Here is a 13772-nt window from a genome sequence, read left to right as displayed (position 1 = left end):
AATAAAAGAAAAGATTGTCGAATCCCCTATGATGATATGACCCCGCTCCTAAGTTTAGATAGTAGGAGTGGGGTTTTATTGATGAAAGTCAGTCCAGTTTTGATATCTTAGATAGAATCACCTGATCAAAAGATTCGCAGAAATATCAATGGATTGGATAACTGTACTGCGATCGCTCCAATCAGACTTTATCAAAAGGCTAACATCTGGTTGTCTGCTGCATTGTCAAACAGAGGGTCAATATAGTGAAACGACGATAATCTCTGGGGAAAGATTAAAAACTCTTAGAGACTTTTGCTGGCTAATGGCAGAAAAATATAAACGTGTATCATCAGTTCGTGATGTTTTCATCAGCTACCTCAAAGGAAAGTTAGGAGAGGAAGTAGTGAAAGAACGACTAGCTGATTTGATCACAGAAGTAGATTACGAAAAAAGAATTGGCGGAGATGGTAAAACAGATTTTACGATGACGGCTAATCCATCTATTGGTATTGAGGTGAAATCTCGTTACGGTAACATTGATAAAGTCAGATGGTCAATTAGTGCCGAAGAAGTTGAGAAAAATGCAGTTGTGGTTTGCATTTTAATTCAAGAGCAAGTCAATGAGGCGCAATCAGAGTATCATCTCTTCCTAGCTGGTTTTCTTCCGACTCAAATGATTAAGCTGAAAACTGGGAGAATTTCCTTCGGAATACAGCAATTACTTTATGGTGGTGGTTTACGCGGTTATTTAGAACAATTACAAAATTCTAAAAATCATCAGCCAAATGAAAAAACCTTCATAAATCATAAACAAAATGTGAAATCAGAATTAATCTATCAACAACCAGATAATTACCTCACAAAACCTGCTTTAGATTCAGTTAAAAATATAAATACTCAAAGTGAAGAGTTAAATCTGATTTATATCAAACTCGGCGATGAATGCAGCAAAAAAGGACAATATCATGCTGCTATCATCAATTATAATGAAGCATTGCAAATTTATGCTCATGATGCCGATACATACTATAAACTTGGTTTAGCACGTTATCAAGTAGGAGATTATGAAGGTGCAATTGCCGATTATGCTCAGGCAATTAGAATTAATCCTAGATATATTAAAGCTTACAATAAAAGTGGTTTAGCACGTTATCAGTTAGGAGATTATGAAGGAGCAATTGCTGATTATACTCAGGCAATTAGCATTAATCCCAATGATGCGATCGCTTACAAAAATCGTGCTGATGTGCGTTATTTTCTAGGAGACAAACAAGGAGCTATTGAAGACTATACTCAATTAATCAAGTTGTATCCACAGCCAGAAGGGAAGATAAATTTAAAAAATATCAAAATTGGAGATTACCAGGAACAAGTTGAAGATTTTGTCCAAGAAAATGAGCTTGATGCTGATGATTTTCTTGCTTATAAAAAGCGTGGCAACTTTCGCTTAGAATTGGGAGACTATGAAGGAGCAATCATAGATTATACCCAAGCAATCAAAATTAATCCTCATGATGCCGATGCTTATTATAATCGCGGGAATGCTCGTTATGATGTACAAGATTACGAGGGAGCGATCGCAGATTATACAGAAACCCTCAAAATTAATATCAATGATGCCGATGCTTATTATAATCGTGGCAATGCTCATGATGATTTAGGAGATAAACAAGGAGCGATCGCAGATTTTCAGAAAGCTACAGCGATATATTATAAAGAAGGTAATCTGGCAAAACATAAAAAAATTCAAGAAAGAATTTTAGATTTAGAAATTGAAGATTCTTTGGATGATTTAAAATTTTAGTGCTTATTCATAACTCATTTTAGTTGTAATCTTTTCATTGTAGTTATACCCATAATGAATCCTGCAATCTGCGCCCAATAATTAACACTATTAAGTGGGTTAACACCACCTGGAATATTTAAACTACCAATTCCATAAAACAATTGTTGGACAAACCACCAAATTGTATAGAAAACAGCTGGAATTTGCATAGGTATAAATATAACTAAAAGAGGCATTACAGTATCAATTTTAACCTTGGGAAACTTGAAGATATATGCTCCCAAAACAGATGCGATCGCACCATTTGCACCTATCAGTGGTACGGTCAAGTTGGGATTAGCAAGAATTTGGATTATTCCTGTCAGAATGCCACACATTAGATAAAATACTAAAAATCGACCATGACCAAGAATATTTTCTAAATTTCTGCCAAAAACCCACAAAAACAGTAGATTACCCAAAATTTGGCTAAAACTACCGTGAATAAACATTGCAGTTAACAGAGAAACAGAACGCGACAGCACAAATATTCCAGCAGCAGAATTACCAGCAAAGAAACTAGCGATCGCACCATGCATTTGTGCTGGAATTAAACCCCAATTAACCACAAAAACACCTAACTGTCCACTAATTTCTAGCTTGAATTCCCATAAAAACAAAGCAAGGTTCATACCAATTAACCAATAAATCATTATCGGTTTTTTACGCGAATTAATGAAAAGGTTATCGCTAATAGGAATCATTGAAAGTAATTGGTGGTTGATGGTTGCTGGTTGGTATAGCCGTAGCCATTTTTGTTAGGACGTTAACATTTGATAGACGCAATGAGAACTCTTATAGTCTATGTCCTAATCTTGATGGCTATAGCTATAGTTGGTGGTTAGTATTTACTTGTGGTTATTTATCACTAATCACTATCCACTAACTACTAACCACAGTAAGAAAAGTGTGGCAAGATCAAAATCAGGTCGTAGCGTATTCAACTAGGTAAACCAAATGCTGGGAAACATACTTGTTGGAAGATACCAAATTATCAGTCATTTGGGCGGAGGAGGCTTTGGTGAAACTTTTGTCGCTTATGATACTCAATTACCTGGTAATCCTAAATGTGTTGTCAAGAAACTTAAACCCCAAGTCACAGATCCAGAAAGTCTGCAAACAGCTAGACGTCTATTTGATACAGAAGCCCAGGTTTTGCATAAATTAGGTACACACCATCAGATTCCCCAACTTTTGGCATACTTTGAAGAAAACGAAGAATTTTATCTGGTACAAGAATTTATTGAAGGTCATAATCTGAGCAAAGAAATCATACCAGGAAAGCCCCTCAGTCAATCTCAAGTTATTTCTCTTTTGCAAGAGATTTTGCAAATATTAGATTTTGTCCATCAACAAAAAGTTATCCATCGTGACGTCAACCCCCATAATTTACTAAGAAGAGAACCAGATGGCAAGTTATTTTTAATCGATTTTGGAGCAGTCAAACAAATTACGACTCAGGTAATTAATCCTAGTAGCAAAACTAAATTTACCGTTGCGATTGGTACTCCTGGCTATATTCCTGGGGAACAAGCCCAAGGTAGCCCAAAATATAGTAGCGATATATATGCTGTCGGTATTCTTGGGATTCAAGCACTCACTGGCTTATATCCTGAAGAACTTGAAAAAGACGCAGAAACTAATGAAATTATTTGGCAAAATCATACTGAAGTCAGCCAGGAATTTGCTCAGTTTTTAGATAAAATGGTGCGTTATGATTTTCGTCAACGTCATTCATCAGCAACTTTAGCTTTACAAGCGTTAAAAGATTTGCATAATCCCAACTGGCAAACAGTAGCATTAAATATTCCTGATCACAATCAACCATCAATTACAAATAAAAAACCCAAAAAAAATATTATCAAAAAGATCTTAGCTGGAATGGTAATTTTAGGAGTGGGAACAGTAGCATCTTTATATATTATTAATAGTATTAATTCTGTCAACGCTAGCGAATTATATAAAAAAGCTAATACACTTTATGAATTACAACGCTATCAAGACGCTTTGTCAGTATATGAAAAAGCAGTAAAAATTCGACCAGAATATGTTGAAGCTTGGAATGGACAAGCTAGTGCGCTGAGTAAGTTAAGAGAATACAAAGCAGCCCTCACAGCTTATGATAAAGCAATTCAAATTGAACCGGATTATTTAGAAGCTTGGATAGGTAGAGGTTTTGTATTAAAAGATTTGCGTCGATATCAAGAAGCGATCGCCTCTTTTGATAAAGCCTTGCAACTAGAAAATAATTCTCCCCAAGTTTGGAATGCAAAAGGAGAAGCTTTAAACAGTTTAAAGCGATACGATGAAGCAATATCGGCTTATGAACAAGCAATTAATTTGCAAAAAGATGATTATGAAGCTTGGTACAATAAAGCTCAAACTCTACAAAATTTAAAACGTTACGAAGAAGCAATAAAAGCATACGATAAAACTCTTGAAATCAAACCAAGTTATGCAGAAGCTTGGTATAATCGCGGCAATTCTCTTGTGAATTTGCAACGTTCTCAAGATGCATTGACAGCCTATGATCAAGCCGTACAAACTAATCCAAATTATTACCCAGCGTGGTTAGCAAGAGGTAATATTATGATGAGTTTACAGCGCTATCCAGAAGCAGTTGAATCATTTAATAGATTTATTGAATTAAACCCTAATAATTTCCAAGCATGGTATAACAAGGGTTGGTCGCTACATCAAATGCAAAAATACAACGAAGCTTTAGCAGCTTACGAGCAAGCAGCAAAATTGAAACGAAACGATGATCAACTTTGGTATAATCGGGGCAATTCGCTATATCTTTTACAAAAATATGAAGAAGCGATCGCCTCATATGATCGCGCCGCCCGTTACAACCCAAAACACTACGAAACTTGGTTTTCTAGAGGAAATGCCTTGTTTAATTTACAACGTTATCAAGAAGCGATCGCTTCTTACAATCAAGCAATAAAAATTAAACCAGACTATCAGCAAGCTATCCAAGCACGAGACAAAGCCCAAAACCAGTTGTCAGTTACTAAACCAAATGCATTTATTAGTCAACCGCACGTAACTCAGCCAAAAACTGGTGTAGAACCAATTCAAACATCAAAACCAATACAATTAATTCTGCCAAAACCTCTACGTTAGCTCAGAAAGTTCGTAGTAAGGACTTGAGTCCTGATTTTTAACCACTAAAATGCTGATTACAAACCCTTAATAAAAGTCTCATTTAATACTTTGCGATCATTCCAGAGTCATAACTATCAGGCGATTTGTCTATCTCGATTTGACGATGAATCTTTTTCAGTAATTTCATTGGGAGAATAGAAACGATGCATCAGCAGAAAGTTGTGATTGTTACTGCTGCAAGTCGCGGTATCGGAGGAGGTTGTGCGCGAGAATTAGCAGCACAGGGTTACAAAGTTTCACTCATAGCTCGAAGCAAGAGTGTGTTCCAGTTGGCTGAAGAGTTGGGAGGTATAGCAACCCAAGGTTCGATTGCAAATTCCCAAGATTTACAGCACTTGGTACATACGACGTTGGCTAATTTTGGTCGCATTGATGCAGTAGTGAATAGTTTTGGAGATCCACCCCGCCCAGATTTACTATCAATTTCCGATGAAATGTGGCTAGAAAATTTTGAAATGCTATTTTTGAGCGTTGTTCGCATAGCAAGGCTGGTTACAGAACCGATGCAAAAACAAGGAGGTGGGGTGATTGTCAATATTTCCGCATCTGACTCCCATGAACCAGATTTGGGAACACCCTTTAGCGGTACACTCCGCACTGCAATGGAAGGATTTACAAAACTTTATGCCAAGTGTTACAAAGCCAATAAAATTCGTATGATTTCTGTTGCGCCTTACTTTGTGGGAGATAGAATGGAAGAATTTGAAGGCTGGAATCTGCCGACAGACCTAATGTTGGGTCGTCCTGCTACCTATGCTGAATTTGCGAAAATAGTTGCTTTTCTGATTTCTGAAGATGCCAAGTTTATCACAGGTACGACTATCAAAGTTGATGAAGCTTATTCTGCTGCAATTTAGAACTACAAAAGGTGCTGCGATCGCAGCACCTTTTCTAACCATAAAATCAAAAATAAATCTTTTCTTTTCCCTTTACGCCTTAACTTTTCTCTTGCTTTAATAAGCATCCTCAACCTCAAGTTGAGCCACCGTCACCGCATTAAAAGCGAAAGCTGCAACCAATGGTATCGGACATCTCAGCCAATAGGTCACAAAAGCCGCAATCATAGTTGCAATTACTGCTGTAAACGACCAAAAACGTTCTTCACAGGTTAATCCTTTTTCAGCTTTAATAATTCTAAGAACTTGCATGGGAATTGGTTCTGGCATTACTGCGCCAGGAGGAAAAGCCCAGTAACTATTACAGCGCTCAATAAATAAATCTGTCCAGCCATTATCCTTGCACCATTCTTCAATCCATGCATCAGAGTAATGTTTCATATTCCGACTACCAATTCGCTTCAAGAAGTTCAACATAATAATTAGAAAACCAATAAGTATAATTTTTTTAGTTAATCTTAATAATTGATCAATCTCTTTTAAGTTATTTTACTACGGCAATTATTAAAACTTGTTAAGAACAAAATCTACCTCTAAGCAACTTTAAACTAGTCTTTTCTTACATAAACAGACTAGCAGTACTTTCATTCTTATTGCATCGATTGAAAATAAACTTTACCTGAAAATTGGTAACTAAATAATTTGCAACAATTGAGTAAGCATATGCTTTTTAAGTAAATCGGTAAAAGGTAAAGGGGAAACACTAATTTGCATTCATTTGATGGATGATTAAAGCTCAAAATAGTCAAGACTTACGCAACTGCCATATGATTTTAAATTCCGTAGTGAGGATTAAAGTCCTCACTACAAATAAATGAGTATAATTGCTTAATAGTTTTTCATTTTATTTTTATTCAATTTACAAATTTACTAAGCAAGCTTAACCATACTAGAGAAAGATATTTGAGGAAAAACTGCAAACTATAGATGTATCAAAATTACCAAAAATACAGACAATCTTAACAATCTAAAAATTTATCATCGCCACTACGACGAGTTTAAAGTTAATTCCTTAAGCCGCCTGTCCCACAAGAATTCCTTTGGTGTCTTAGTGTCTTTGTGGTTAAAACACAAAGACCTTAAGACACCAAGTTACCAACAATTAAGGACAAGCCAAAGTATCGCGGGTATTCCGCCCTGTGACTGGATTAGTGCCTTTAGCTACTTCACATAATTTCTTAAGCATGTCCTCACGGATGTAAGTATCAGTAAAATCTGCACCATCAATTATTGCTCCATTAAACATAGTGCCAGTAATAAATGCGCCTTCTAGGACTGCATTCGTCAAATTGGCTTTAGTCATTCGTGCTGATTCTAAGTCGGTATAACTGAGATCAGAATCGGTGAAATCTACTGAGGTTAAATTTGCCGAAAAGAATCTGACACCACGTAAATTGGAATCACTGAAGTTGCTATTGCGAAGATTAGCATGGTCAAAGCTGGAATCTGTTAAGTCCTGCTTGGAAAAATCAGCTGCTTCTAAAGTTCGGTTGTTGTAGTTAATTGCCACAGCACTTTCGGGGAAAGCTAGAGCAACTGTGATAGCCATCACAGCCAAAAACAACACACTTAGTATGCTTATTGTAATGCGATCGCTCAACTTAGAACTCATTGTAACTTTTAACCAATGACGAACCATTCTCCTTACCATTATCTCGATATCGGCAACGCAGGAGAAGACCTAGTAGCACATTGCTTACAATCTCAAGGTTGGGTAATCCTTGATCGTCGCTGGCGTTGTCGTTGGGGAGAAATCGATATTGTTGCACAGTATGTCGAAGATGACGCAGGACCATTGGGGCATGGGGGACATGCAAAACAAGACAGACAAGGTGGTAATATTTATTCTTTGTCTCCTCCCTGTTTTTTGTCTCCTGTTCTTCCCCTCACGGCCTCTCCTACACTGGCGTTTGTCGAAGTAAAAACCCGCAGTCCTAAGAATTGGGATGCGGGGGGAAGAAGTGCGATCGCCTCATCCAAGCAAGTCAAACTTTGGCGTACAGCACAGATGTTTTTAGTAGCACACCCTGATCAAGCAGATTACCCTTGTCGATTTGACGTTGCTATTGTTAGTTATCGTCAAATATCAACAAAATTTACTAAGGATAAATTTCAAGAAAAAAACCTAATTAGCTCGTATATAGCAGGGTATAAATTAACATTGCAAGAATACATTCCTGCGGCTTTTGATGTTGCCGATGATTTTGGGTAGTGGCTACTGTGAGTTTTTTTGTTGTTCAAAACAAAAAATTATCAACAATTACCATTAGCAATTACCAATTACCCCATACATCTTTGTTTTTTTGCTCTAATTATATTTCAAGGCTGACCTATAATTTTTAAAGCTGATAACTGATAACTGTTCACTGATTTGGTTATGCCAAAGTTTCTGGACAATAACCTAATCCTCTAACAAATTGTTGTCTAAATGCCTCAATTTCCTCTTTTTCTGGGCTACCATGAGAAACAATAGCAACTTGATAACGACGCATAACATCAACAGGACACTGACCTGCCTCTAAACTCCAAAGTGCCATTTGTACTCGCATTGGCGGCTCGTAGCTAATTCCTAATTCATTCAAAAAAGCTCGAATGTCACCATCTTCTTGGGCTGATACCTGTTTTCTAAGTTTGACTCTAACCACCCAACCATCAATTTGATGAATTACGGTGATGAAGGAAACAGGTATTTGGGGTTTAGCGTGCAAGTATTGAACAACCCTCAGAGTGAGACTGGCATTTGCCAGATAATACAAGTATTCCATCTTGGTGCTTGGGATCAAAGCCAATCCTACATTTCTATTATTGGTAGAGCGAGTCACAACCTGCTAGGGTAAAAGTCCCCGTTTTTAGATAGGGAGGTTTACCCAATTTTCATATAGTTGCTTCAGTGGTACTTAATGCTATCTATCTTAAAGTCGAAGATTCTATTTTGTCGGCAATACTTTAGAGTTCTTTTAGAACCTACTATTTTCAACCAGCTTGTTTAAGAAAGTCTAAAATCTAAATGCAGGAACAACTCACAAAAACAAATTCTCATTTAAGATCTGAACAAACACCAGAAAATTCCGAACTAGATCTCTCATTAGCTGGGTACGATTATGAATTACCAACCGAACTAATTGCTCAAAACCCAGTAGTTCCCAGAGATAGTTCTAGACTGTTAGTTGTAAATTCTCTGAATGTAGGTATAGATACTATACCCCAACACCGGATCTTCCGAAATTTACCAGAAATCCTACGTCCGGGGGATTTACTCGTGATGAATAATACACGAGTTCTTCCAGCCCGGTTATATGGTAAGAAATTAACAGGAGCAGAGGTAGAAGTATTACTGCTAGAGGAAAGACAGCATAACCGTTGGTTAGCCTTGGTCAAGCCGGGAAAACGTTTTAAACGCGGTTCGCAAATTGTTTTTACAGCGAAGGTTAACACTGATGGGGATCATCCCACCACTCCACTTCCCTATCATTCACTAACTGCGACTGTCATAGCAACCGACACCGCGACTGGAGGGCGTTTGCTACAATTTGAACTGCCAGAAGAAGTTTCTTTGCTACAATTGCTGGATGTATTTGGTGAAATACCCCTACCACCATACATCACAACAACCGAAGCCCAAAGTGAACAGTATCAAACAGTATATGCTCAAAATCCAGGAGCGGTTGCTGCTCCCACAGCAGGATTGCACTTTACTCCAGAATTATTACAAAAGTTACGCGAACAAAATATTAATCAAGCTTTTGTAACATTGCACGTAGGTGTAGGAACATTTCGTCCAGTAGAAGTGGAGAACCTCACTACCCATACAATGCATGAAGAATGGATAGAAGTACCTCAAAATACTGTAGAACAAATTCGTGCTACGAAGGCTGCTGGTGGCCGCATTATTGCTGTGGGTACGACGGTAGTCCGTGCTTTGGAAGGATCTGCAACTAAAGATGAATTGCAACCGTTTTGTGGTAAGACTAATTTGTTTATTTATCCTGGTTATAAATGGCGGGTAGTGGAAGGTATGATTACTAACTTTCATTTACCACGTTCAAGTTTACTAATGTTGGTAAGTGCTTTAATTGGTAGACAGAGATTACTAAATATTTATCAAGAAGCCATAGCATCTCGATATCGTTTTTATTCGTTTGGTGACGCGATGTTAATTTTGCCAGAAGCAACAATATAGTAGTTTTTATTGTGGGATGATCCAGCTAGTTCATCTCACAAATATATATATCATTCTGAAAAATTGCGATCGCTCAAGTTTGTAGTCAGGACTTTAGTCCTTAAATTTAAAAGTATTTATGATCAAGCTGTCTAAAGATATACAAAATACACTTAATTTAAGTTGGTATAAGTGGTTAATTAAGCAAAATTATAAATAAATATTCAAAGTAAAAAAACAAGGTAAAAGCATATAATAATATCAATATTACTCCTCGCACTTAGTGTATTAAAGCACTTATATATTTGTTGTCAATTGTTAATAAGAAATCTTGAAATATTACTTAAAAGAGGGTGGCTGATGGAACGGGTAGATTCTTTACAACAACACGCACAACAAGTTACAGGAGTAGAGGAACAAAAAACTCCAGTTGCAGAGCAAGAGGTTACAGCTATCACTCCTGCTGCATCAAATAGTAATATCAAAAACAGAGTACCTCTATCTCAAAGTCGTCTGCTGCCTGTTGTGGTAATTGGAGTACTTTTAGGTGCAGGAGCGATCGCATCCGGAATTTACGCTTATCGCCAATGGCAGTATAGCCAAAGTTTTCCGCAAACAGATAACGCCTATATTACCGCAGACATTTATCCTGTGACTGCTCGTGTCTCAGGAATAGTCAACCAGATTCCAGTCAACGAGAATCAAGTGGTAACTCCGGGAACACTGTTAGTAAAACTTGATCCTCAAGATTATCAAGTATCTCTCACCCAAGCGAAAGCATCTTTAGAGTTAGCCAAACAGCAAGCAGCTTTAGCACAGAAAAAATTTAAAAATGTCCCTGTTTCGGCTTCAGTACCGCGACTATTACCAGCAGATAACAATACTCAAGCTAGACAGAATTTCCTCCAAGCACAAGCAGCTCAACAAAGAGATATCAACGAACAACAATATAAAACTGCATTGGCTGCGATCGCTCAAAAAGAGGCAGAAGTCAAAAAAGCTGAATTACAATTATCCTACACCAATATTAATGCCCTTGTTCCTGGAAAAATTGGTAACAAAAATATCCAAATCGGACAACGAGTAGAACCTGGTCAAACTCTTTTCACTGTCGTGCAACCAGATCCTTGGATTATTGGTAACTTTCAAGAAAGCCAGTTAGAAAAGATACAACAAGGACAAAGAGTAGACATTAAAATTGCCGCTTTTCCAAGTCGTAACTTTGCGGGTAAAGTAGATAGCATTGCTTTGATTCCGCCAAACAATAATACTAATACCAAGGATGTACGTAGAATTCCTGTCAAGATTATGTTTGATCCGGCGAGTATTAAAGGTTATGAATCGCGCATTACTCCTGGAATGTCAGCAGTTGTAAAAGTGACTGGTAAGTAATTCAGTTATCAGTTTATTAGATAATCGTTTACTACAGTCTGCTAAAAGTAGACTTAGACTATTAGCCCGCAGTTGACTTGCGGGCTTACTTCTTTAGTTTGCGATCGCTTCTGCAATTATACTTTGTAGTCAGGACTTTAATCCTTTTGTAGAGCGCTCACTACCAGACCTCCTATTTTATTTATTCGATGTTGCTTGTTCGCGTGCTGCTGCCGCTTGCTCAGGATGAATACCTAAACGAGTAAGATTGATTCTACCCTTATTGTCAATTTCACGTACTTTGACAATTACTTCATCACCAACTGCAACTTCATCTTCAACCTTACCAACACGGTAGTCAGCAAGTTGAGAAATGTGGATCATGCCTTCTTTACCTGGCAAAAACTCCACAAATGCACCAATAGGTATAATGCGGGTCACTCTGCCTACGTAAACATCACCCTCATTCAGCTTCCGCGTCATGCCTTGGATTATGCTTTTTGCTCTCCTGGCCTTGCTTTCATCCACCGCAGAGATAGTTACAGTGCCATCATCTTCAATGTCAACTTTAGCACCAGTCTCTTCAGTGATGCCTTTGATGGTTTTACCTCCAGGCCCAATCACCAGACCAATCATGTCTTGATCAATCTTGATCGTCAACAGACGTGGAGCATAGGGTGACATTTCTGTGCGTGGTTGGTCAATTGTCTGGAGCATTTTCTCCAGAATATGCAAGCGTGCGCCTCTTGCTTGATCGACGGCTTGGGAAATAATATCCAAGGACAAACCGCTAATTTTCATATCCATTTGCAAGGCTGTAATCCCGGTATCCGTACCAGCAACCTTGAAATCCATGTCACCTAAAAAGTCTTCGATTCCTTGAATGTCTGTCAGGACTCGTACTTGATCACCTTCTTTAATCAAACCCATAGCCGCACCACTCACAGGTTTGAGAATTGGTACACCAGCATCCATTAAAGCCAGGGTGGAACCGCACACCGAACCCATTGAGGTAGAACCATTGGAAGAAAGCACTTCCGATACTACGCGAATTACGTAGGGAAATTCCTCTTTAGGTGGTAGCACTGGTAAAATAGATCTTTCCGCCAGCGCCCCGTGACCTATTTCTCGACGTCCCGGCGCTCGCATGGGTTTGGTTTCCCCAACGGAGAATGGCGGGAAGTTGTAATGGTGCATGTAACGCTTTGCTTGGTCTTGTTGCAAATCGTCGTTTAAGTTTTGAGCATCTCCTGGTGTACCGAGCGTACAAGCAGATAATACTTGAGTTAGCCCCCTATTAAATAAACCACAACCGTGGACTCGCTTGGGTAATAAACCAGTTGCACAGGAAACAGGACGAACTTCATCCAACTTGCGACCATCGACCCGGACATTATCTTCGATGATCTGACGGCGCATCAGCTTTTTGGTGATGTCTTTGAAAGTATTATCCAATGCCTTGGCGTTAGTAGTTGCAGCCACTCGAATTGGATCTTCTTCTGGTAGTTCCGCGATCGCAGTTGCTACGGATTCTTTGACCGCATCCAAAGCTGTATCTCGGTCAGTTTTATCGAAATCAAACTGTGAGAGGATTTTTCTAATTTCGTCGGTAGCGCGATCGCTAATAAAGTTACTCAGTGATTGGTCTGGTTCTGGTCGTGCTTCATGCACTATTTCCAAACCCAATTCTGCAATTAAATCATGCTGCGCTTGAATTAAATCTTGCACAGCTTCGTAACCAAATTCAATCGCTTCAAGAATATCACGTTCGGGTAGCTGATTAGCTCCCGCTTCCACCATGATTACACCATCCGGCGAACCTGCAACTATTAAATCCAGGTCTCCAGCTTCGATTTCTGCATAAGTGGGATTAATGATAAAATCATCACCCACCAAACCGACGCGCACGGCTGCCATAGGCCCATTGAAGGGAATTTTTGCCATCAGGGTAGCAATAGAAGCACCAGTAACAGCTAGCACATCTGGCGGTACTAGCTCATCCATAGAAAGAGTCAGCGCAATAACTTGCAGATCATCCCGTAACCAAGAGGGGAACAAAGGACGTAAAGGGCGGTCAATCAGACGGCTGGTGAGAATTGCTCTCTCTGGTGGACGACCTTCACGTCGCAACAATCCTCCAGGGATTCTACCTGCTGCGTATAATCTTTCTTCATAATCTACCGTGAGGGGCAAAAAATCAATGCCTTCTCTGGCTGCTGATCGCGTAGCTGTAACTAGAACTGCCGTATCCCCAGATTGTATCAACACCGATCCACCAGCCTGGGGTGCTAGTAAACCCACCTTCAGTCGAATATCCCTTCCATCGAAGGATATTGACTTCTCAAATTCTCCCATTCAGTTTTTTTTC

General features: G+C 38.7%; 11 protein-coding genes. 6 read left to right on the top strand and 5 right to left on the bottom strand.

Annotated elements, in window-relative coordinates; translation table 11 throughout:
* The first annotated feature begins 148 nt into the window (after window positions 1-148).
* A complete protein-coding gene (locus tag AC5JMK_RS16385; protein WP_495910573.1) occupies window positions 149-1786 on the top strand; it encodes a tetratricopeptide repeat protein in 1638 nt (545 codons plus the stop codon).
* A 14-nt stretch (window positions 1787-1800) separates the two neighbouring features.
* On the opposite strand, the gene AC5JMK_RS16380 is transcribed toward AC5JMK_RS16385, so the two are convergent.
* Entirely contained in the window at window positions 1801-2511 is a 711-nt protein-coding gene (locus tag AC5JMK_RS16380) for a rhomboid family intramembrane serine protease (RefSeq protein WP_096676448.1), read from the bottom strand.
* Window positions 2512-2764: 253 nt separating this feature from the next.
* On the opposite strand from AC5JMK_RS16380, the gene AC5JMK_RS16375 reads away from it, so the two are divergent.
* Both AC5JMK_RS16375 and AC5JMK_RS16370 read left to right on the top strand, forming a co-directional pair.
* Complete coding sequence (locus AC5JMK_RS16375; protein WP_495910572.1) at window positions 2765-4936, top strand: tetratricopeptide repeat protein; 2172 nt, start codon at window positions 2765-2767, stop codon at window positions 4934-4936.
* Between the two features lie 185 nt (window positions 4937-5121).
* A complete protein-coding gene (locus tag AC5JMK_RS16370; RefSeq protein WP_495910571.1) occupies window positions 5122-5835 on the top strand; it encodes an SDR family oxidoreductase in 714 nt (237 codons plus the stop codon).
* 96 nt (window positions 5836-5931) lie between these two features.
* Here AC5JMK_RS16370 and AC5JMK_RS16365 read toward each other — a convergent pair whose 3' ends face one another.
* The gene (locus tag AC5JMK_RS16365; protein WP_096676445.1) at window positions 5932-6255 is read right to left on the bottom strand and encodes a slr1957 family protein; all 324 of its coding nucleotides are present in this window, start codon (window positions 6253-6255) and stop codon (window positions 5932-5934) included.
* Between the two features lie 721 nt (window positions 6256-6976).
* On the bottom strand, window positions 6977-7486 hold the full coding sequence (locus AC5JMK_RS16360) for a pentapeptide repeat-containing protein (protein WP_096676444.1): 510 nt from the start codon (window positions 7484-7486) through the stop codon (window positions 6977-6979).
* Window positions 7487-7501: 15 nt separating this feature from the next.
* Here AC5JMK_RS16360 and AC5JMK_RS16355 point away from each other — a divergent pair, with 15 nt between their 5' ends.
* Window positions 7502-8086, top strand: a complete 585-nt coding sequence (locus tag AC5JMK_RS16355) for a YraN family protein (RefSeq protein ID WP_096676443.1) — start codon at window positions 7502-7504, stop codon at window positions 8084-8086.
* Between the two features lie 163 nt (window positions 8087-8249).
* On the opposite strand, the gene AC5JMK_RS16350 is transcribed toward AC5JMK_RS16355, so the two are convergent.
* Entirely contained in the window at window positions 8250-8639 is a 390-nt protein-coding gene (locus tag AC5JMK_RS16350; protein ID WP_096679026.1) for a hypothetical protein, read from the bottom strand.
* A gap of 242 nt (window positions 8640-8881) precedes the next feature.
* Between AC5JMK_RS16350 and queA the strand changes: the two genes are divergently transcribed.
* Window positions 8882-10054 carry a tRNA preQ1(34) S-adenosylmethionine ribosyltransferase-isomerase QueA gene (gene queA, locus AC5JMK_RS16345; protein WP_096676442.1) on the top strand — a complete coding sequence of 391 codons (1173 nt, stop codon included), beginning with the start codon at window positions 8882-8884 and terminating at the stop codon, window positions 10052-10054.
* A gap of 339 nt (window positions 10055-10393) precedes the next feature.
* Window positions 10394-11425: an HlyD family secretion protein gene (locus AC5JMK_RS16340; protein WP_096676441.1), complete on the top strand. Its 1032-nt coding sequence runs from the start codon at window positions 10394-10396 to the stop codon at window positions 11423-11425.
* A 177-nt stretch (window positions 11426-11602) separates the two neighbouring features.
* Here AC5JMK_RS16340 and AC5JMK_RS16335 read toward each other — a convergent pair whose 3' ends face one another.
* Entirely contained in the window at window positions 11603-13759 is a 2157-nt protein-coding gene (locus AC5JMK_RS16335; RefSeq protein ID WP_495910570.1) for a polyribonucleotide nucleotidyltransferase, read from the bottom strand.
* Between the last annotated feature and the right edge of the window lie 13 nt (window positions 13760-13772).

The organism is Pelatocladus sp. (assembly GCF_059505505.1).
This window is presented reverse-complemented; position numbering and strand designations above follow the sequence as displayed.